The following is an 18,740-nucleotide window of genomic DNA, read 5'->3' on the forward strand; positions in this document are numbered from 1 at the left end:
TTGTTACTTAGATCGCTTTGAGCGTGCCTTTTGGCAGCGTGGCGGCGATGGCGCCCTTCTGGAACTTCATTTCTACAGTGTCGGAGACTTCCAGAACCACGAAAGCGTCGGACACTTTAGTGATCTTGCCGGCGATGCCGCCAGTGGTCACGACTTCGTCGCCTTTCTGCAAGCTGCCCAGCAGGTTCTTCTGCTCTTTGGCGCGCTTGGCCTGCGGACGCCAGATCATCAGGTAGAAGATGACCAGGAAGCCGACCAGGAAAATCCACTCAAAACCACCGCCCATAGGACCGGCAGCGGCCGGTGCAGCGGCATCAGCCATGGCATTAGAGATAAAAAAACTCATTTAGCACTCCAGTTGCAAATAGTGAATCTTAGGGTCGGAAAACTCAGTCCAAGGGCGGCACAGGCAGCCCGCGCTTGGCATAGAAGGCATCGACGAAGGCGGCCAATGTACCCTGTTGAATAGCCTCGCGCAAACCAGCCATCAGGACTTGGTAGTGACGCAAATTGTGGATGGTATTCAACATGCTACCCAGCATTTCCCCACACTTGTCCAGATGGTGCAGATAAGCGCGCGAGAAGTTCTGGCAGGTGTAGCAGTCACAGGTAGGATCCAGCGGCGATTCATCATGGCGATGGAACGCGTTACGGATCTTCAGCACGCCTGTATCGATGAACAGATGCCCATTGCGGGCATTACGGGTTGGCATCACGCAATCGAACATGTCCACACCGCGGCGCACACCCTCTACGAGATCCTCCGGTTTGCCAACGCCCATAAGGTAACGAGGTTTGTCAGCCGGCATCAGGCCCGGCAGGTAATCCAGCACCTTGATCATCTCGTGCTTGGGCTCGCCCACCGACAGGCCGCCAATGGCCAGGCCGTCAAAACCGATCTTGTCCAGGCCTTCCAGCGAGCGCTTACGCAAGCTTTCATGCATGCCGCCCTGCACGATACCGAACAGTGCAGCGGTGTTATCGCCATGGGCATTTTTCGAGCGCTGAGCCCAACGCAGCGACAGCTCCATGGAGATCCGCGCGACGTCTTCATCGGCCGGGTACGGCGTACATTCGTCAAAAATCATCACGATGTCGGAGCCCAGGTCTCGCTGGACCTGCATCGACTCTTCCGGACCCATGAACACTTTGGCGCCGTCCACCGGGGAGGCGAAGGTCACGCCCTCCTCCTTGATCTTGCGCATCGCGCCCAGGCTGAACACCTGGAAGCCACCCGAGTCAGTGAGGATCGGGCCTTGCCACTTCATGAAGTCATGCAAGTCGCCATGCTTCTTGATCACTTCCGTGCCCGGGCGCAGCCACAAGTGGAAGGTGTTGCCGAGGATGATCTCGGCGCCGGTGGCGACGATGTCACGTGGCAGCATGCCCTTTACCGTGCCGTAGGTACCGACCGGCATAAAGGCCGGGGTCTCGACGGTACCGCGAGGGAAAGTCAAACGGCCGCGGCGAGCTTTACCATCCGTGGCCAGCAATTCAAACGACATACGACTCATGATTGTTCCTCTGGGCCGCGCGGCGCCGGATTACGGGTGATAAACATCGCATCACCGTAGCTGAAAAAACGGTATCCGTTATCGATGGCGGCTTGATAGGCAGCCATGGTCTCGGGATAACCGGCAAATGCCGACACCAGCATCAACAGTGTGGATTCCGGCAAATGGAAATTGGTCACCAGGGCATCGACCACATGAAACGGCCGGCCCGGGTAGATAAAGATGTCTGTGTCGCCACTGAACGGCTTGAGCACGCCATCACGTGCCGCGCTTTCCAGCGAGCGCACGCTGGTCGTACCGACCGCCACCACCCGCCCGCCGCGCGCCTTGCACGCGTCAACCGCATCCACGACTTCCTGGCTGACTTCCAGCCACTCGCTGTGCATATGGTGGTCTTCGATGTTATCCACACGCACCGGCTGAAACGTGCCGGCCCCCACGTGCAGGGTCACATAGGCAGTTTCAACGCCTTTGGCAGCGATCGCATCCAGCAGCGGCTGGTCGAAATGCAGCCCCGCCGTCGGTGCAGCCACGGCGCCCAGGCGCTGGGAGTACACCGTCTGATAACGCTCGCGGTCCGAGTCTTCGTCGGGGCGGTCTATATAAGGAGGCAGCGGCATGTGGCCGACACGCTCCAACAGCGGCAACACTTCCTCGGCAAAACCCAGCTCGAACAACGCATCGTGACGGGCCAGCATTTCTGCTTCGCCACCGCCATCGATAAGGATCTTCGAACCCGGTTTCGGCGACTTGCTGGAGCGCACATGGGCCAGCACGCGATGGCTGTCCAGCACCCGCTCCACCAGAATTTCCAGCTTGCCACCGGACGCTTTCTGGCCAAACAGCCGTGCCGGAATCACCCGGGTATTGTTGAAAACCATCAAGTCGCCCGGGCGTAAATGCTCAAGCAAATCAGTGAATTGACGGTGTGCGAGGGCACCGCTGACCCCGTCCAGGGTCAGCAGTCGACTGGCGCGACGCTCGGCCAAAGGGTGGCGAGCGATCAGCGAATCAGGGAGCTCAAAAGTAAAGTCAGCAACGCGCATGATGGGGTTCGTCTAGCAGGGCCGGGAAGTCTAGCGGAAATAGTGAAAATTGACCATGAAACGTGATTGACCAACGGTAATCTCATCTCTATACTTCGCCGCCATTGAGCCCTGATGGCGGAATTGGTAGACGCGGCGGATTCAAAATCCGTTTTCGAAAGGAGTGGGAGTTCGAGTCTCCCTCGGGGCACCATCTTAAAAAAAGACCTTGAAATTCAAGGTCTTTTTTTTCGCCTGCAGGAAAGTGATGATGGGCGGGCGAACGCGAGAGAAGAGGAACCTTGACCATGGAACTGACGCTGGAAGCTGTTGCGCTTTTTGCGCTCAAGCTGGTGCACGAGACCGAAGGCGCGAGCCCGATTCTGCGGGATGACCCGGTCATGGACGGCTATGAGCGGGAAGTGTTTGGCTTGCTGGTTCGCAAGGGCGACCTCAACGCCATCCTGCAAAAGATCGACGAGTGCCTGGCGCTGGCCCTCGAATCCCTGGGCGGTGCAAACACCGTGATGGGCCGCGAGCTGCAACGGCTCGCGGTGGATGTGCGCCAAGCGACGACACTCGAAGAACTCAATGCCCCGCTCAACGCACTCAAGGATTATCTGAAAGCCATCCTGTAACGCCTGAGTTACCGCCGCCCTTCTACCGCCATGCGCACAGCCAGGCCCATCAGCACCGAGCCCATCAACCAACGCTGCACGGCTTGCCAGACGGGCTTGCGGATGAAAAAACCTGCGATCGAGCCCGCCATGAGGGCAATCAACGCGTTGACGCTCACACTGATCATGATCTGCGTAAAGCCGAGCACCAAGGACTGCGACAGCACACTGGCATGCCCGTCAGGGTCGATGAATTGGGGCAATAACGACAGATACATCACCGCCACTTTGGGATTCAACAGGTTGGTGACGAAGCCCATCATGAACAGCTTGCGCGGGCTGTCCTTGGGCAAGTCCCGCACCTGGAACGGCGATCGGCCACCCGGTTTGACCGCTTGCCAAGCCAGGTACACCAGATACAACGCCCCGCCGAGTCGCAGCGCGTCGTAAGCATAGGGAACCGCCATCACCAATGCCGTGATGCCCAATGCCGCGCAGAACATATAAACGACAAACCCCAATGCAACGCCGCCCAGGGAAATCAGCCCGGCCATTCGGCCCTGGCAGATCGACCGCGAAATGAGGTAAATCATGTTCGGGCCGGGCGTCAGCACCATGCCGAGAGAGATCAGGCCGTAGGCAAGCAGGCTGGAGAGTTCGGGCATGGCGTGGCTCCTTGATGACGTAAAACTTTGTAGTGATCGGCGAATTGTTGGGCGTCATGGTAGGGCGATAAAAAGGAGCCCGTTAGATACAGATCCGCGAGCAAAACGTCATACACCGGCGCGTGCGTTTACCGCACCGCTCACCCAAGGAAAGGCACATGATCGACTTCAACAACAAAGGCTTCTTCAAACTCAAACAAAACGACGAATACGCCGAACGCGTTTCGTCCCTGCTGCTGGATGATGAACAGGTGATCGACTCCTACAAGGCCATGCGCGATGGGGTGGTGTTCACCACCAAGCGCATCATCGCGGTGAACGTGCAAGGCATTACCGGCAGCAAGAAGGACTTCACTTCACTGCCGTACAAAAATATCGTCGCGTATTCAGTGGAAACGTCCGGGACGTTTGATCTGGACTCGGAGCTGGAGATTTACTTTTCGGCGGTGGGGAAAGTGAAGTTTGAGTTTACGGGGAAGACGTCGATTGTTGAGATCTCGAGGGTGATTTCCAGGCATGTGCTTTGACCCGTTACGAAACCTCCGTTTTTAAGGATTTCCCACTATGGGTCCGAAAACCGCAGAGCTAATTGATGTTCTTGAGGAACTTGCCATCCTGCTGGAAAGCGACGGGGACAACCACTGGAGCCGATGGATGCGTAAGGCCAAAACCTTGTTGCAGGCATCCGATTACTCCGGAATCACCTATCTACGCTCCGCATACGGTGGGATGGGCTCGTTCAATGACCTCATTCTTGGCCAAAGCAGCGTAGACGGCGTCTTTTCCTGGAAGCCAGGATACAAAGAGTTGAACGACCGGTTGGAGGAGTTACGTAATAAAGCCTCGCAGTTGGGCGCGGAGATACAGCGCGATCAGGGAGAGTAAGCGCGCTTGGCTCAATGTAGCGATTGATAAAGTGACTTTTCCCACGCATACCATCGAACAACGAGAATTTCAGGTTCTTCTCCGCTCTCATAGGCTCGCTTCCTTGCACAAGGAAGTGAGTCGTCATGACAGAGCGCGCGTATCCAATTACCGAAGAAGAGCAGCTGAAACGGCGAATTCTGACGCCGCAGCCTAAGCAGATTCCGTATTCACCGTTCATTGATTTGTATGAGGCGCCTCCCGCGCCCACGCCTGAACCCACGAAGATTCCAGGCCATGTGTTCGCCAAGTCGTGCCATCTGCCCGACGGGATCATCAGCTACAACAACCCCACCGGTTATGTGCCGCTTGAGCTGATCAAGGACTACGGCCACTTCACGCTGTTAGGCGGACGGGAGGTGGATAGCCACGGCGGTGTATCCCTCCGAAAAATCAGCGGTAGCGCCCTGCCCATGGGGCTTGGCCAGCTTGTACTGCGCACAGCGGCATTGGAGTCAGCGGCTGCGGCGGTCGGTACCGCCGCTGGGGGTTTGCTTGCAGGGCTGGTGGCGCTGGCATGGCCGTCGGAGCTTGGCGACAGTGCGCTTTATAGCGAAGAGCAGCTTCGTCACCTGCAAAAAGCTCGCTCGCGGATGCGTTTGCACATCGAGCAACAAGCCGACGGGACGCTCAAGGGGTATGGGTTTTACACCGGTAACAATGCCGACTGGCAGATGATCGATGTGGTGCAGTTTCAGAGTCGTGACAGTCAGTTCGTGGCGGATCTCGGCGAGGGTGTAGAGCTGATTTGGACGCCAGCCATTGATCCTGGCGACACCCTTGGTATTCCGGCATTGGAGGCTGCACCGCAAGCACCAATGATGTGGATTTATCCGCCGACTGAGGCGGCCAAGCAGATTTTGGTGAGTCCGATTTATCCGCCGGAGTATCGGGATTTTATTCTGGTGTTCCCGGTGGAGTCGGAGATTCGGCCACTCTATGTGGTAGTCAGCGTTAAGGCGGGCGATCACAAATACCATTCCGCTCCCGGCACAGACGAAATCACCGGTTTCCTAAACCTGAGCAAAGCAAAACCCAAGACCCCAAAGCAAGGTGGGGCGGGGCTTAGAGAGCGCTGGATTGATGACAAAGGACGGATAATTTACGAGTGGGACTCGCAGCACGGCGAACTAGAGGCGTATAGAGCAAGCGATGGGAGTCACTTGGGGGCGTTCAACCACATAACTGGTGAACGGCTGAAAAAGCCTAAGAAAAAACGAAATATCAAAAAATTTTTGTGAGGGCATATGGGACTGAAATTAAGACTGGAATGGTTCGATAAGTCGACAGAGCTTGGTTTAGGAATAGAGCGCTCCGCAGACTTGGGCGAGGACTATACCGTTGTCGACTCGCTCGGACTGTCCGTTGAAGACGACATTAACAACGGAATGTTCCAGCTGCGTGAAGAATGGCTATTAACTATACAGCCGCTCTTCAGCCACAAAATTATTTCGTCGGAAAGTGACTACTTTCTCGCACTCGATTATAGAAAGTCCTGCTGATCAAAAATAAGCCCGGGCCTCACAAACAGAAGCAAACCAAGAGTATTCATACCCTATGCGTCGTCTTGCACTTTCAGACAAAAAACTCCGCAACATCCCCAGGCGCCTGCGCGCAATCAGCCGATGGGCAGACAGTTTCGAAGGCTGGTTTTTAGAAGACTTCCCGATTAGTCGAGGATTTGAAAACTTCAAAATCCCCGTCATTGAAACCCTGGTCGAAGGCAAGCAAACCACCCCGGCGATCCAGGCACACTATGCCCAACAATTGATCAACGCCGCCGCTCACCTGATTCAGGCCCGACCCGATCACACCCCCGAATGCTGGGTCGTAGCAGCCATTCTGGTGCCCGACATGTTCTCCAGCGAAGTCTGCGTCTACATCGACAAAAGCCGCTATCTCGGCGCCACCCTGCCCTTCGACTACGACTACTTTCGCCAAACCCGTATAACGGGCAGAAGCCTTGCGAATGAATGGGGCTTGATCCTCCCACCTGGGCTCCACGAGGTGGGTTTTCACTTCATCCACGAAGATGCGGAAGGAGAACAGTTCGAGTCAGAGCATTGGTATTTCGGCGAGGTCAGTTCATCGGATGAAGATCCGGGCGGCGATCGCTGGAAGTACAAGACTTTCAAAGCATTCCAGGCAGAGCATCCGCATTTATTCAGCACGACAAAATAGTCTTGCCGTAACAGCTGTGCTTCTAAGGATGCCCTGTTTCAAACCGCTCCCTCGGTAAAACTCAACCGCGCACACAACCCACCCACCTCCCGGTTATACAACTCCAACCGCCCTCCAATCTTCCCCACGATCATCTGCACAATCGCCAACCCCAACCCCGCCCCATTCGCATTCCCGCGACTATAAAACCGCTCAAACAACCGCTCAATCTCCCCTTCATCAATCCCCGGCCCTGCATCCTCCACACACAACTGCACCACTCCCGAATCTGAACCCCGTACCACCACCCGCACCTCACTCCCCGCCGGCGAGAAATTCAGTGCATTGGTCACCAGATTCTGCAGCGCAATCGCCAACGCCACCGGGTCCGTTTCAATCCAACATTCCTCATCCCCTTCCAGCACCAGTTCAACGCCCTTCTCCATCGCCAGGGGCGTCAGTTCCGCAAGCTCTTCGCGTACCAACTCCGTCAACGAAATACGCAGGCGAACGGTGTTGTTCAGCTGTGGCTCAATCCGCGCCATGGTCAGCAGTTGGCTGCCAATGCGCGTCGCCCGGTCCACGCCATTGACCAGAAAGTCCAACGCCTCTCGCCGCTCCTCCTCGGTACCCGCGCTCTGGGCGTTCTGCGCATGAATGCGCAATATCGCCAACGGCGTGCGCAACTCATGGGCCGCATCCGCAATAAACCGTCGCTCGCGCTCCAGCAGCTCGTCCACCTGCACCAGCAGGCGGTTCAGCGCGGTTTGCATGGGTTCCAGGTCCGCCGGCAAGGGTTGAAGTTGCAGCGGTCGCAATGTCTCGCTATCCCGCCCGCGAATTGCCTGGGCCATGGCGCGCAGGGGTTTGAGGCCCCAGCCGATGGTCAGCCAGATCAACACCGCCAGCAGCGGTACGCCAATTAGGATCGGCCAGAGGGTGTGGCGAATAATGCGCTGGATCACGTCCTGGCGAATGTCATCGCGTTCGCCCACCCAGATCAGCAGGCCTTGTTGCATGTCGGCGAGCATGAACGCGCACCAGTCGTTGCCGTTTTCCATCAGGTCGTGCGGCCCGAGGGTGGTGGGCGGTGCGTTAAGGATCGGGGCGTCGGTGGAGCGCACCAGCAGTTGGCCGTCGGTGCGCCATACCTGGAAGGTCAGGCGGGTTTCGTAGGGGTGCGCCGCGCCGTCTTCGCCGACGCGGCTCATGGCTTGATCGAAGGCCTGGTAGAGGCGTTCCCAGTCGGCATCGCCGGGGTCGCGCTGGCGCAGTACGCCTTGCAGCAAGCGGGCACTCTGGGCGAGTTGGGCGTCGTAGACTTCTTCGATTTCGTGGTGGCTGTCCCGCAGGACGAGCCAGCTGATCAGGCCATCACCCAGCAGGATCAGCACCAGCACCGGGATGAGGATGCGCGCGCGGACCGAGTTCATGGTTTGAGTTCCACCACGTAACCAACGCCGCGCACGGTGCGGATCAGTTCGGTGGAGAGTTTTTTGCGCAGGTTGTGGATAAGGACTTCGAGGGTGTTGCTTTCGACGCGGTCCTGCCAGCCGTACAGCGCGCGGGACAGGCGCTCGCGGGTGACGACTTTGCCGGGGCGCACCATCAGTTGATGGAGCAATTGGTATTCCATCGGCGTGACCACAACGTCCTCGCCTTGATAGCTGACCTGTTGGGTCGCCGGGTCCAGGCTGACGCCCGCATGTTCCAGCAACGGCTGCGCCCGGCCCTGGCTGCGGCGCAACAGGGCGCGGACGCGGGCCTTGAACTCTTCGACGTCGAAGGGTTTGACCAGGTAGTCGTCAGCGCCGGCATCCAGGCCGGCAATGCGTTCGGCGGTGCCGTCGCGGGCGGTGAGGATCAGCACCGGCAGGTCGTATTGCTCGGCGCGCAGGGTTTGCAGGAGGGTCAGGCCGTCGAGGCGTGGCAGGCCAAGGTCGAGCAGCAGCAAGTCGAAGCTTTCGGTGCGCAGCGCGTGCAAGGCGCTGACGCCATCCTGCAGCCAGTCCAGGGTGTAGCCTTCGGCGCCCAGGGCCACGCGGATCCCTTGGCCAAGGGCACGATCATCTTCGACAAGGAGCAGGCGCATAGCTGATTCTCTGTAGGAACGGCCACATGATGCCGCGTAACGGTCGGGGCCATTTTGGGAAAGATGTTACGGGCCGTTGCCAACTAAGCTTTCGCTAAGGTTGGTTTTGCACAGTGAAATCTCCCACATCTGCTGAGAGCGTTTCCATGCGTAAAATTCTCTTGCTGTCGCTGATTATCGCCAGCCCCATGGCCATCGCCGGCCCGCAATGCACCACTGCCGAGCGCTCGCAATGGCAGGACCAGAAGGTTTTTCAGGAGCAACTGAAAGCCCAGGGCTACGAGATCAGCAAATTCAAGGTCACCGATGGCAACTGCTACGAGATCTACGGCTTTGACAAGGACAAGCGCAAGGTCGAGATCTACCACGATCCAGTCACCGGCAAGGCCGTGAAGACTGAGATCAAGGGCTGATGCCAGCAACCTCCCTGCGCCTCTGGGACCCGGTGGTGAGGGTGTTTCACCTCTCCATCGCCGGCGTCTTTGTAGCCAATTACTTCTTCAACGAAGCAGGCGACGACTGGCATGTATGGCTGGGTTATTACGCCATGGCCTGGTTGCTGGTGCGGTTGGTGTGGGGATTTTTCGGACCGCGCAGCGCGCGCTGGTCGGACTTCTGGCCAACGCTGGAACGGCTCAAGGGCCACGTACGTTCACTGCTCAACCGCCGACCACAGCATCGCCTGGGCCATTCGCCCATTGGCGCGCTGGTGATGATCCTGATGTTGCTGGCGCTGCTGACCCTCGGTGTCAGTGGCTTTTTGATGCAGGAAGTCGACGCCCTGTGGGGCGCCGATTGGCCGCTACTGTTGCACGAAACCGCCGCCAATGTGCTGGCCGGCCTGGTGGGCGTGCATGTGCTGGCGGCGGTGTTTGAAAGTATCCAGGTGCGGGACAACCTGCCTTTATCCATGCTCACCGGCCGCAGGAGGCGCCTGCCGGATGACCGTGCGCAGTAATCCTTTTCCCCGACAGGTTCTCTATGCGCCCGCTTTTAATAATCTGCAGTCTGCTGGTGGTATTTTTCGCCGCCTGGCAAAGCCATCCGCCCCACGTGTTGGCACCGTTTGCCCAAGGCCCCAAGGACAGCTCGCCAACCGCGGCCGCCCCGCAATACAGCAGCCGCTTTGTCTCTTCGCAGCTCAATGACTTTGTGCATTCCTCCTCGGTCACTGCGCTGCCCGGCGGCGACCTGATGGCCGTGTGGTTTGCCGGTTCCCGCGAAGGTGCCGCCGATGTGCAGGTGCGCACCGCGCGCTTTGACGCCAAAAGCGCCGAATGGGGCCCGGAGCAAGTACTCGCCACTCGGGAAAGCACCCGCGACGGCACTCACCGCTACATCCGCAAGCTGGGCAACCCGGTGATCGCCCTGGCGCCGGACAATCGCCTGTGGATGTTCTACGTCTCGGTGTCGGTAGGCGGCTGGGCCACCAGTGCGATCAACGTGATGGTCTCGGACGATCTCGGCACCCACTGGTCTGCACCTCGGCAATTGGTCACTTCACCGTTTTTCAACATCAGCACGCTGGTGCGCGCCGCGCCGGTATTCCACGCCGACGGTTCCATCGGCCTGCCGGTGTACCACGAGTTCATGGGCAAATTCGCCGAGTACCTGTACTTGAGCCCCGAGGGTGCGGTGGTCGACAAATTCCGGATCAGCCGAGGGAAGAATTCGCTGCAACCGACCATCGTGCCCCAGGACGGCCAGCGCGCCATCGCCATGCTGCGTTACGCCGGCGAGACCCATCACAAGGTCCTCGCCAGCCGCACCGAAGACGCGGGCCAAACCTGGAGCGCGCCCTACCCACTGGAGCCGTCCAACCCCAACTCCTCGTTGGCAGCCGTCAGCACTGAAGGCGACGGCTTGCTGGTGGCCCTCAACGACCTGCAGGACGGTCGCTTCAAGCTGAGCCTGTACGGCACTGATGCCAAGCTCAACCAGTGGCGCACCGTGGTGGAACTGGACCAATCCCCCGACCCCTTGGGCCAACCATTCTCCCCCGAAGCCTACAAGGAAATTATCGGTGAAGGCTTCCGCGCCTCCAGCGGTGCCCTGCGCCTGCCGCTGGAGCAACGTTTCCTCAGCAGCCTGGATTACCGGGTGTGCAAGCCCCGTGGCTGCGATTTCGAATACGAGTACCCGTACTTCAGCCGCAGCCCGGACGGCATGTACCACCTGGTGTACTCGTGGAATAACACCTTTATCAAACATGTCAGCTTCAATGAAGCCTGGCTGTCGGAGCGCCTGTGATGGTTTCTGTATGGCAAGCGCATTTGAGTTTTGTGCTGTTGGGTTTTGTACTGCTGAGCCTGCTGCGCGTAACGACGCCCTGGCGGCCGTGGTTGCTGCCGGTGTTGGTGGTGGTGAGTTTTATCCCGGTCAACGAGCTGCCGCTGGCGGCGTATGTGCGCAGCTTCACCGACGACCTGGCCATCAGCACCCTGGTGTTGTTGGCATGGGTCAGCCTGTGCCGTTTGGGTGTGGTGCAACCGCTCCAGCGCCCGCAGAAGGTCCAGGTGTTGCTGCTGTTTGGCGCCCTGAGCCTGGTGCTGTACCCCGCGACGATGGGCCTGACCTATTTCGATCCCTACCGCTGGGGTTTCAACCCTCGGCCGATGATTGTGCTGATCGGCGTGGCGGCGCTGTTGATGCTCTGGCTGCGTAATACGTTGGCGGTGTGGATGCTCGCGGCGGGCACCCTGGCGTTTGCGCTTCGGCTCAAGGCCTCGGAAAACTACTGGGACTATCTGATCGACCCACTGCTGACGGGCTACTGCCTGGTGGCCGGGTTGTGGATGCTGGCGATGGCTGCCTGGCGCCCTCTTTTAAAACTGCACAGAGGTCAATGATGGGATGGTTGTACTCGCGCCGCCTGCGCTACGGCGTGGGCGCGATCGGTTTGGTATTTGCGTTGCTGGCCGCACTGCGGCTGGTGTTTGTATTGGGATTTTCCGGAGTCGACCTCAGGGAACCTGCACTGCTGGAAACCTTCGGGATAGGCCTGCGTTTCGACCTGCGCCTGGCGGTGCTGATCCTGCTGCCCCTGGCCCTGCTCGCCTGGCTGCCACGCTGGAACCTGCTGACCGTCCCCGCCCTGCGCTGGTTGGCACGGGGTTATCTGCTGCTGGCGCTGACCATCGTCGGGCTGGTGTACATCATCGACTTCGGCCACTACGCCTACCTCGGCGTGCGCATCAATGCCACGGTGCTGCGTTATCTGGAAGACGCGCAGATTTCCCAGCAGATGGTGTGGGAAACCTACCCGGTGCTGTGGATAACCTTTAGCTGGCTTACCGCAGTCGGCCTGTGGACCTATGCCCTGGTTCGTCTTGAACGCATCACCCTGGATGATGAACGCAAACCCATCGGCAAGTTGACCATTGCATCCGTGGCCACCGTTGGCGTGATCGCGGTGTTGCTGGCCCTGCTCGGCCGCGTCGCCAACCTCAACCTCGAAAACCCGGTGCCCCTGCGCTGGAGCGATGCGTTCTTTTCCGGCAACAACCAGATCGCTGCCGTAGGCCTCAATCCGGTGCTGTTTCTGTACGACACCCTCAAGGTCGGCCAGTCTCAATTCGATGAGGCGCGGGTGCGAGAGTATTACCCGGAAGTTGCGAATTATCTGGGGGTCAGCCAACCCGATCCCGAGCAATTGAGCTTCGCCCGCGAACAAGCCGTGCAACCTTATCGGCTCAAGGGCGAACGCCCGCCGAACGTGATTTTCGTGATGCTCGAATCCCTCGGCACCAGCGCTGTGGGCGCCTACGGTAACCCGCTGAACCCCACGCCGAACCTCGACAAACTGGCGAAGGAAAGCTGGTTCTTCAAACACTTCTACGTGCCCGTCACCGGCACCGCCAAAACCGTGTGGGCGAGCATCACCGGCGTACCCGACGTCACCCGCCAGGAGACGGCAACCCGCAATCCGCTGATCACCCGGCAACACACCTTGATCAACGCGTTCGAGGATTATCAGAAGCTCTACATGATCGGCGGCAATGCCGGCTGGGCGAATATCAACGCGCTGATCCGCCAGAGCATCGACGGCGTGAAGCTCTATGACGAAAGCCACTGGCGCTCGCCACGGGTGGATGTGTGGGGCGTTTCCGACCTGGATCTGTTCAAGGAAGGCGACGAACTGCTGCGCGCCATCCCCAAGGACCAGCCGTTCTTCGCCTACCTGCAAACCTCCGGCAACCACCGCCCATTCACCATCCCCAAGACCAACGATGGCTTCAAGGTGCACGACCTGACCGTGGAGCAAGTCCAGGCCGCGGGCAGTCGCAGCGTCGAGCAATACAACGCCGTACGCCTGCTGGACTTCAACATCGGCCGCCTGATGGAAATCGCCAAGGCCGGCGGTTACTACGACAACACCATCTTCGTGTTCTTCGGCGACCACAACACCCGCATCAGCCAGATCCCACACATGGCGCCGGCGTTCGAGCAGCTTGGCCTGGAAAGCAACAACGTGCCGATGATGATCCACGCCCCCGGCCTGCAACCCCGGGTGATCGAAGAAGCCGTCGGCCTGGCGGACCTGCTACCGACCGTCGCCGGCATGGCGGGGATTCCGTTCCGCAATGGCGCGATGGGGCGCGATATCCAACAGCCTGCGCCGGAAGGCGAGCGCGTGGTGCCGCTGGTATTGCGCGAGGGCACGTTCCCGCTGATCGGTGGCGTGACTAAAGACTTCCTGCTGCAAATGGAACACGACGGCAGCTCGCCGACCCTGCATGACCTGGCGTCGCAAACACCGAGGGAAGATGTAGCCCAGGAATACCCGGAAGAGTTTCAGCGCCTGCAGGGACTGACTCGGGGGCTGCATGAGAGTGCGCGGTTGATGTTGTTCCGGAACGTTCGTTGAAGCCACCAGCAGCCAGGCCACTGTAAACCACACTCTTTGCAATACACCGGCTAAAGTGCCACGCTTTCAGGGTTCCGCAGGAGGTACTACTTTGTCGTGGTGTGCAGCCAGCGTTGCTTGGAAACCCATCGGGGCCATAGCATCACTCAATTTTCTTTTCGATTTCGCGATGCCTATATAGAGGTCCCGCACCCGCTATTCCTGTATTTACCCACAGTGTTCTGTATCATTCTCGCCCCCTGACATAGGGGGCAACCAGTAAGGAGGAGGTCGCTTATGCCAGTTCGCCAAGCCCAGGCTATCCTGGCTCGCTACTGGAATCGCCAGATCCCGGTGGACCCTTCAGCGTTAGCGATAAGTATGGGGGCCGACGTCTTTGCGGACCCTGACATGATCTGGAGCGACCTGAGCGGACGTTTCGATTATGAAAACGGAAGGCCCACGATCCGCTTCAACCCCGATGATGCGTGGGTGCGCCAACGGTTCACGATTGCCCATGAGTTGGGTCATATGGTGCTAAACCATGGTAGGTCGATGCGGGATAACTCCGCAAATTACTCGACTCATGCTGATCATTATAAAGAGCAGGAGGCCAACGCATTCGCTGCCGAACTGCTCATGCCAAAAGAAGTGGTCGACTGGATCATCCCGCGCTACAACCGGGATGTCGGGGCCATGTCGCGTGAGCTTGGGGTTTCTGAGGCCGCGATGAGATATAGATTGATCAACCTCGGTTACCTCTCAGACTACTAATCTAAACAACAGCCAAGGAGGCGCGATGAATCCAAGCAACGCCAGCAATGCGCAAAAGAAAGGCGAAGATATGGGCGGGTCAGAAGACAACCCTGACGAGGCCATGAAGCGCTCCCTTGTCCCGCCATCGGGCGACCCTGTTGAAAGAAACAAGGCGCAAGCCGACTGGAATGAAAAACTGCTCAAGGAAGGTGAAACCAGAATCCTTCATCGAAAACTGTTGTTTCGCTCAGTAGCCTTTGTTTCATGCCTGTTATTTATAGCGTTTCTTTACTACTTGTATTGGGCTAACAACCACCCTTACCGGCATGTAGACCATATGGTGTTATGGCTATTGGCAGTCATGCCAATGGGATCTATCTTCATACTCGTCAAATTATCGAATGAACCCGCTGAAACCAATAAACCTGCAGCGCTCATGTGGCCGGAAGAGGCGATCAAAATCGGCCACAAAGTAGTCGATGTCATAGCTGATGTAGTAAAGGATAAACTTTCTCCAAAGAGTGGCAACGGAAGTTAACTCCGCACTTCAGTCTCCGTTGAGCCTTTTTTTCATATCGGCCCAGCCAATCCATCCCCCCAATCTATCGATTTGAGGTCCACCTCACCCTCCCCGACTATGGCGGCACTTCCAATAACAAAAACCAGGAACCCGCCATGACTGCCCGCTTCCACAACCCGGTAGACACCCGCTTCGGCTGGGGCTGCCTGCAAGCACTCGCCACCCTCACCGAAGGCCAGAGCGTCGCCCTTGTCACCTTCCCCGAAGCCCGCGAGCTCGGTTTGGTAGACCGCATCCAGGCCCTGCTGGGTGAACGCCTGGTGTACGTGATCGAAGACGTGCAGCCCAACCCCGACGTGGCTCAACTACGCGACACCTACGAGCGCTTCTGGCAGCAGGCCGGTGACTGTCAGGTGGTGGTCGCCGTCGGCGGGGGCAGCGCCATTGATACGGCCAAGGCCTTGATCGTCGGCACCGAATCGGGGGATTTCGACGAGTTGCTGGCGTTACTGGCCGCCGGAAAACCTTTCGTGCCGGCCCGTCACAAGCAACTGATTGCCGCACCGACCACCGCCGGCACCGGCAGTGAAGTCACACCATGGGCGACGATCTGGGATTCCGCGAGCCTCAAGAAGTATTCGCTGCACCTGGACTGTACCTGGCCGAAAGTCGCGATCATTGACCCGCAGTTGATGTTGACGGTACCGGCCGGAGTCACGGTGTCCACCGGACTGGATGCCTTGTCCCATGCGCTGGAGTCGATCTGGAATATCAACGCCAATCCGATCTCGGACACCTTCGCCATCTCCGCCATCGAAGACATCCTGGAATGCCTGCCCCGCTTGCGGCGCGACCTCGGCAACCAGGAGCTGCGCTCACGGATGGCGCTGGCGGCATTGAAAGCCGGCCTGGCCTTTTCCAATACCAAGACCGCCCTCGCCCATTCCATCTCCTACGAAATGACCCTGCACCACGGCTTGCCCCACGGCATCGCCTGCTCCTTCACCTTGCCGCTGGTGCTGGGCCTGGCATGGGGGCATGACGCCGCGCGTGACCGCACCCTGCAACGCATATTCGGCACCGACCTGCACCAGGCCCAGACGCAGTTGCGCGACTTCCTCCATAGCCTGGACGTGAAGACCGAGTTTGCCGACTACGGCGTGAATGCCAGCGAGGCCGAGGCGATGATCCGCTTTGCCCTGCAAGGCGCACGCGGCAAGAACTTCATCGGCGCGCAAGCGGCCTAGACTCATCGTAATTCGGTCGTTTCCTGTTGCACCTATCAAGAGTGCCCCCCGGCGGCTGCGGTCGCCGGGGCGAATAACAATAAGGAAAACATCATGAATCGTGCACACGTGCTGCCTGTTCCTGCCGTCCGTACTTCATCGTTCCGCGTTGCCCAGTGGCGCATGCTGCTGGCAGCGATGTTTTGTTATCTGTTTTTCTACACCGGCCGCCAGACCTTTGGTTTTGCCATCCCCGGGATCCAGGCCGAGTTCGGCCTGACCAAGGAAACTCTCGGCTGGGCCTCGGCCGCGATGCTCTGGGCCTACGCGATTGGCCAGGCCATCAACGGCAACCTCGCCGACAAATTCGGCGGGCGCCGCATCATGACCCTTGGCGCGGTGCTGTCCTGCGGGGCCAACTGGGTCACCAGTTTCGCCAGCGGCTTTGCCGGGTTGATCCTGCCGTGGGGCATCAACGGTTACTTCCAGGCCCTCGGTTGGGCGCCCGGCAGCCGGCTGATTTCCAATTGGTGGAGCGCCGGCGAACGCGGCAAGGTGTATGGCTTTTATGTATTCGCCGCCGGATGCGCCTCTGTGCTGTCGTACGTAACCTCCATCGTGGTGCTGGAAGTGTTCCAACTGGAATGGCGCTGGATCTTCCGCCTGCCGGTGCTGTTGATGTTGGCGGGCGGCATCATTTTCTACCTGGTGGCCCGCGAGCGGCCTCAAGACATGGGATTCGAGCCCCTGGCCGATACCGGCGTGGCGAATGCCGAAGACAAGAATCATGAAGTGGCCAACGGCGAAGTCGAATCCTCGGCGCAGCGCTACAAGGCGGTGCTGAAGAATCCGCGGCTGATCATCGCCGCGATCTCCCTGGGTTTCCAGAACGCCGCCCGCTACGGCCTGATCGTCTGGGTGCCGGTGCACTTCCTCGGGGCCAACTGGAAAAGCGGCGACAGCATGATCGACCCCAAGTGGATCACCGTGGCCCTGCCGGTGGGCATGGCCATCGGCGCCCTGAGCAACGGCTGGGTCTCGGACAAGCTGTTCGGCTCCAAACGCTACTTGGCGATCATGCTCTACATGTTCCTCGGCGCCGCCACCAGCCTGTGGATGTGGAGCCTGCCGCCCCACAGCGCAATCGGCCTGGTGGCGTTGTTCCTCTGCGGGTTCTTTGTATACGGTCCGGCGTCGAGTTTCTGGGCGTTGTGCCCGGACCTGGTGGGTGCCAAGCGTGCGGGTACGGCCACGGGCGTGATGAACTTCTCATCCTATCTGTTCGCCGGCCTGGCGGAACCGCTGATCGGCAGTATGCTCGACAGTACCGGCAACACCTCGCTGATCTTCATCGTCGTGACCTCGGCCTGCCTGTGCAGCGCGGCGGTGGCGTTGTTTATCCGACGTTGATGGCCGGCCCGGCGGACCTCAGGAACAGGACTCGTTATGTACCAGTACCACAAGTGGCTGCGCTCGTTTCATGCGGTGGCGAAGACCGGCAGTTTCACCCTCGCCGCCGAGTACCTGAGCGTCGGCCAGCCGACGGTCAGCGAGCAGGTCAACGGGCTGGAGAAGCAGTTCTCGGTGGAGCTGTTCCACCGTCGCGGGCGGTTTATCGAGATGAGTGCGGCCGGGCACGCCCTCTATGGAATCACCCAGGGGCTGTTCGGCCAGGAGGATGAAGCCATGCAACTGTTGCAGAGTTTCAAGCAGCGCAAGACCGGGCTGCTGCGCCTGGGCGCGGTGTCGCCGCCGATCGCGATGAACCTGACCTACGAGCTGATGCAGCGCCACCCGGACATCGAACTGGAAACCTCGTTTTCCCCGGAAAAGGAAACCCTGGACCGACTCTTCAACTTCGATATCGACGTGGCGATCCTGGCCCTTTCGGAGTTCGACCAGCGCTTCGATACCCAGCTTTACCGGCGCTATCCGATCATTGCAGTGGTACGCGATGACCATCCATGGGCCCAACAGAAAGAGGTGCACGTGGAACAGATCAGCCGCGAAAAGTGGGTGATGCGCGAGAAAAGCTCCCGCACCCGGCAACTGGTGGAAGAAAGCTGCAAGCGCCAGGGCGTCGCCGTGAACTGCGTGATGCAGTTGAACAGTCGCGAAGCCATCGTGCACGCAATCACCAAAGGCATCGGCATCGGTTTTGTGTCCGCGGTGGAATACGCCGAAACCCCGGGCACCACCCCCATCACCTTCGTCGACCACCCGTTTTTCATCGACTACCACCTGTGTTGCCTGGGGATCCGACGCAACCGACCCATGATCGCCGAGCTATTCGAGGCCAGCCCGATCCCGGTGACCTGATCGCCTTACCCGTTTAAACCCTCACCAGGCGCTTACCTCTTCTTCGACAGAGGGACGGCCTGCTCACACCTGAAAA

22 protein-coding genes and 1 tRNA gene are annotated in these 18,740 nt (G+C 59.1%); 17 read left to right on the plus strand and 6 right to left on the minus strand.

Features of this window, described 5'->3' with window-relative positions; genetic code table 11:
- Window positions 1-7 precede the first annotated feature (7 nt).
- The 3 genes from yajC to queA are packed head-to-tail and all read right to left on the minus strand — an operon-like array spanning window position 8 to window position 2,560.
- A complete protein-coding gene (yajC, locus tag BLU46_RS10735) occupies window positions 8-346 on the minus strand; it encodes a preprotein translocase subunit YajC (RefSeq protein ID WP_003175975.1) in 339 nt (112 codons plus the stop codon).
- A gap of 43 nt (window positions 347-389) precedes the next feature.
- Window positions 390-1,505, minus strand: coding sequence for a tRNA guanosine(34) transglycosylase Tgt (gene tgt / locus BLU46_RS10740; protein WP_003210314.1), 1,116 nt, complete (start codon window positions 1,503-1,505; stop codon window positions 390-392).
- A gap of 5 nt (window positions 1,506-1,510) precedes the next feature.
- Complete coding sequence (gene queA / locus BLU46_RS10745) at window positions 1,511-2,560, minus strand: tRNA preQ1(34) S-adenosylmethionine ribosyltransferase-isomerase QueA (RefSeq protein WP_093201386.1); 1,050 nt, start codon at window positions 2,558-2,560, stop codon at window positions 1,511-1,513.
- Between the two features lie 108 nt (window positions 2,561-2,668).
- On the opposite strand from queA, the gene BLU46_RS10750 reads away from it, so the two are divergent.
- A tRNA-Leu gene (locus BLU46_RS10750) sits at window positions 2,669-2,753 on the plus strand.
- Window positions 2,754-2,847: 94 nt separating this feature from the next.
- Complete coding sequence (locus BLU46_RS10755; protein ID WP_093201391.1) at window positions 2,848-3,177, plus strand: hypothetical protein; 330 nt, start codon at window positions 2,848-2,850, stop codon at window positions 3,175-3,177.
- An 8-nt stretch (window positions 3,178-3,185) separates the two neighbouring features.
- Here the strand turns inward: BLU46_RS10755 and BLU46_RS10760 are convergent, their stop codons facing one another.
- Window positions 3,186-3,821, minus strand: a complete 636-nt coding sequence (locus BLU46_RS10760; protein ID WP_093201396.1) for a LysE family translocator — start codon at window positions 3,819-3,821, stop codon at window positions 3,186-3,188.
- Window positions 3,822-3,979: 158 nt separating this feature from the next.
- Between BLU46_RS10760 and BLU46_RS10765 the strand changes: the two genes are divergently transcribed.
- From BLU46_RS10765 to BLU46_RS10785, 5 genes are all read left to right on the plus strand, one after another.
- A complete protein-coding gene (locus BLU46_RS10765; protein ID WP_093201401.1) occupies window positions 3,980-4,348 on the plus strand; it encodes a PH domain-containing protein in 369 nt (122 codons plus the stop codon).
- Between the two features lie 37 nt (window positions 4,349-4,385).
- Entirely contained in the window at window positions 4,386-4,706 is a 321-nt protein-coding gene (locus BLU46_RS10770) for a DUF6966 domain-containing protein (protein WP_063033002.1), read from the plus strand.
- A 125-nt stretch (window positions 4,707-4,831) separates the two neighbouring features.
- Window positions 4,832-5,986 carry a colicin E3/pyocin S6 family cytotoxin gene (locus tag BLU46_RS10775; protein WP_093201404.1) on the plus strand — a complete coding sequence of 385 codons (1,155 nt, stop codon included), beginning with the start codon at window positions 4,832-4,834 and terminating at the stop codon, window positions 5,984-5,986.
- Between the two features lie 6 nt (window positions 5,987-5,992).
- Window positions 5,993-6,247: a colicin E3-like toxin immunity protein gene (locus tag BLU46_RS10780; protein ID WP_063033004.1), complete on the plus strand. Its 255-nt coding sequence runs from the start codon at window positions 5,993-5,995 to the stop codon at window positions 6,245-6,247.
- Between the two features lie 55 nt (window positions 6,248-6,302).
- Window positions 6,303-6,926: a DUF3916 domain-containing protein gene (locus tag BLU46_RS10785; protein ID WP_093201409.1), complete on the plus strand. Its 624-nt coding sequence runs from the start codon at window positions 6,303-6,305 to the stop codon at window positions 6,924-6,926.
- A 38-nt stretch (window positions 6,927-6,964) separates the two neighbouring features.
- Here the strand turns inward: BLU46_RS10785 and BLU46_RS10790 are convergent, their stop codons facing one another.
- Window positions 6,965-8,338 (minus strand): sensor histidine kinase, encoded by a 1,374-nt coding sequence (locus tag BLU46_RS10790; protein WP_093201413.1) that lies wholly within the window; start codon window positions 8,336-8,338, stop codon window positions 6,965-6,967.
- Window positions 8,335-8,997 (minus strand): response regulator, encoded by a 663-nt coding sequence (locus BLU46_RS10795; RefSeq protein WP_063033007.1) that lies wholly within the window; start codon window positions 8,995-8,997, stop codon window positions 8,335-8,337. The genes BLU46_RS10790 and BLU46_RS10795 overlap by 4 nt, the downstream gene beginning before the upstream one ends.
- 146 nt (window positions 8,998-9,143) lie before the next feature.
- On the opposite strand from BLU46_RS10795, the gene BLU46_RS10800 reads away from it, so the two are divergent.
- The 10 genes from BLU46_RS10800 to BLU46_RS10845 all read left to right on the plus strand — a co-directional run bounded on the left by BLU46_RS10800 (window position 9,144) and on the right by BLU46_RS10845 (window position 18,664).
- Window positions 9,144-9,410 carry a PepSY domain-containing protein gene (locus BLU46_RS10800; protein ID WP_017476120.1) on the plus strand — a complete coding sequence of 89 codons (267 nt, stop codon included), beginning with the start codon at window positions 9,144-9,146 and terminating at the stop codon, window positions 9,408-9,410.
- Window positions 9,410-9,955 (plus strand): cytochrome b/b6 domain-containing protein, encoded by a 546-nt coding sequence (locus BLU46_RS10805; RefSeq protein WP_093201418.1) that lies wholly within the window; start codon window positions 9,410-9,412, stop codon window positions 9,953-9,955. The genes BLU46_RS10800 and BLU46_RS10805 overlap by 1 nt, the downstream gene beginning before the upstream one ends.
- A gap of 23 nt (window positions 9,956-9,978) precedes the next feature.
- Window positions 9,979-11,247 carry a sialidase family protein gene (locus tag BLU46_RS10810; protein WP_093201423.1) on the plus strand — a complete coding sequence of 423 codons (1,269 nt, stop codon included), beginning with the start codon at window positions 9,979-9,981 and terminating at the stop codon, window positions 11,245-11,247.
- Complete coding sequence (locus BLU46_RS10815) at window positions 11,247-11,846, plus strand: hypothetical protein (protein ID WP_017476117.1); 600 nt, start codon at window positions 11,247-11,249, stop codon at window positions 11,844-11,846. The genes BLU46_RS10810 and BLU46_RS10815 overlap by 1 nt, the downstream gene beginning before the upstream one ends.
- On the plus strand, window positions 11,846-13,864 hold the full coding sequence (locus BLU46_RS10820) for an LTA synthase family protein (protein ID WP_093201428.1): 2,019 nt from the start codon (window positions 11,846-11,848) through the stop codon (window positions 13,862-13,864). Before BLU46_RS10815 ends, BLU46_RS10820 begins: the two co-directional genes overlap by 1 nt.
- Before the next feature lie 276 nt (window positions 13,865-14,140).
- Complete coding sequence (locus tag BLU46_RS10825) at window positions 14,141-14,617, plus strand: ImmA/IrrE family metallo-endopeptidase (protein ID WP_063033012.1); 477 nt, start codon at window positions 14,141-14,143, stop codon at window positions 14,615-14,617.
- Window positions 14,618-14,642: 25 nt separating this feature from the next.
- Window positions 14,643-15,137, plus strand: a complete 495-nt coding sequence (locus BLU46_RS10830; RefSeq protein ID WP_063033013.1) for a hypothetical protein — start codon at window positions 14,643-14,645, stop codon at window positions 15,135-15,137.
- Window positions 15,138-15,274: 137 nt separating this feature from the next.
- Window positions 15,275-16,366 (plus strand): iron-containing alcohol dehydrogenase PsrA, encoded by a 1,092-nt coding sequence (psrA, locus tag BLU46_RS10835; RefSeq protein ID WP_093201432.1) that lies wholly within the window; start codon window positions 15,275-15,277, stop codon window positions 16,364-16,366.
- A gap of 93 nt (window positions 16,367-16,459) precedes the next feature.
- Entirely contained in the window at window positions 16,460-17,755 is a 1,296-nt protein-coding gene (locus tag BLU46_RS10840; RefSeq protein ID WP_093201435.1) for an MFS transporter, read from the plus strand.
- Window positions 17,756-17,791: 36 nt separating this feature from the next.
- Window positions 17,792-18,664 carry a LysR substrate-binding domain-containing protein gene (locus tag BLU46_RS10845; RefSeq protein WP_017476113.1) on the plus strand — a complete coding sequence of 291 codons (873 nt, stop codon included), beginning with the start codon at window positions 17,792-17,794 and terminating at the stop codon, window positions 18,662-18,664.
- Window positions 18,665-18,740: the final 76 nt, after the last annotated feature.

This window comes from Pseudomonas yamanorum (assembly GCF_900105735.1).
GTDB lineage: Bacteria > Pseudomonadota > Gammaproteobacteria > Pseudomonadales > Pseudomonadaceae > Aquipseudomonas > Aquipseudomonas yamanorum.

Excerpts from the sequence above, each read along its gene's own strand:
- yajC (WP_003175975.1), bottom strand. The coding sequence starts at position 346 with ATGAGTTTTTTTATCTCTAATGCCATGGCTGATGCCGCTGCACCGGCC.
- tgt (WP_003210314.1), bottom strand. The coding sequence starts at position 1,505 with ATGTCGTTTGAATTGCTGGCCACGGATGGTAAAGCTCGCCGCGGCCGT.
- queA (WP_093201386.1), bottom strand. The coding sequence starts at position 2,560 with ATGCGCGTTGCTGACTTTACTTTTGAGCTCCCTGATTCGCTGATCGCT.
- BLU46_RS10755 (WP_093201391.1), top strand. The coding sequence starts at position 2,848 with ATGGAACTGACGCTGGAAGCTGTTGCGCTTTTTGCGCTCAAGCTGGTG.
- BLU46_RS10760 (WP_093201396.1), bottom strand. The coding sequence starts at position 3,821 with ATGCCCGAACTCTCCAGCCTGCTTGCCTACGGCCTGATCTCTCTCGGC.
- BLU46_RS10765 (WP_093201401.1), top strand. The coding sequence starts at position 3,980 with ATGATCGACTTCAACAACAAAGGCTTCTTCAAACTCAAACAAAACGAC.
- BLU46_RS10770 (WP_063033002.1), top strand. The coding sequence starts at position 4,386 with ATGGGTCCGAAAACCGCAGAGCTAATTGATGTTCTTGAGGAACTTGCC.
- BLU46_RS10775 (WP_093201404.1), top strand. The coding sequence starts at position 4,832 with ATGACAGAGCGCGCGTATCCAATTACCGAAGAAGAGCAGCTGAAACGG.
- BLU46_RS10780 (WP_063033004.1), top strand. The coding sequence starts at position 5,993 with ATGGGACTGAAATTAAGACTGGAATGGTTCGATAAGTCGACAGAGCTT.
- BLU46_RS10785 (WP_093201409.1), top strand. The coding sequence starts at position 6,303 with ATGCGTCGTCTTGCACTTTCAGACAAAAAACTCCGCAACATCCCCAGG.
- BLU46_RS10790 (WP_093201413.1), bottom strand. The coding sequence starts at position 8,338 with ATGAACTCGGTCCGCGCGCGCATCCTCATCCCGGTGCTGGTGCTGATC.
- BLU46_RS10795 (WP_063033007.1), bottom strand. The coding sequence starts at position 8,997 with ATGCGCCTGCTCCTTGTCGAAGATGATCGTGCCCTTGGCCAAGGGATC.
- BLU46_RS10800 (WP_017476120.1), top strand. The coding sequence starts at position 9,144 with ATGCGTAAAATTCTCTTGCTGTCGCTGATTATCGCCAGCCCCATGGCC.
- BLU46_RS10805 (WP_093201418.1), top strand. The coding sequence starts at position 9,410 with ATGCCAGCAACCTCCCTGCGCCTCTGGGACCCGGTGGTGAGGGTGTTT.
- BLU46_RS10810 (WP_093201423.1), top strand. The coding sequence starts at position 9,979 with ATGCGCCCGCTTTTAATAATCTGCAGTCTGCTGGTGGTATTTTTCGCC.
- BLU46_RS10815 (WP_017476117.1), top strand. The coding sequence starts at position 11,247 with ATGGTTTCTGTATGGCAAGCGCATTTGAGTTTTGTGCTGTTGGGTTTT.
- BLU46_RS10820 (WP_093201428.1), top strand. The coding sequence starts at position 11,846 with ATGGGATGGTTGTACTCGCGCCGCCTGCGCTACGGCGTGGGCGCGATC.
- BLU46_RS10825 (WP_063033012.1), top strand. The coding sequence starts at position 14,141 with ATGCCAGTTCGCCAAGCCCAGGCTATCCTGGCTCGCTACTGGAATCGC.
- BLU46_RS10830 (WP_063033013.1), top strand. The coding sequence starts at position 14,643 with ATGAATCCAAGCAACGCCAGCAATGCGCAAAAGAAAGGCGAAGATATG.
- psrA (WP_093201432.1), top strand. The coding sequence starts at position 15,275 with ATGACTGCCCGCTTCCACAACCCGGTAGACACCCGCTTCGGCTGGGGC.
- BLU46_RS10840 (WP_093201435.1), top strand. The coding sequence starts at position 16,460 with ATGAATCGTGCACACGTGCTGCCTGTTCCTGCCGTCCGTACTTCATCG.
- BLU46_RS10845 (WP_017476113.1), top strand. The coding sequence starts at position 17,792 with ATGTACCAGTACCACAAGTGGCTGCGCTCGTTTCATGCGGTGGCGAAG.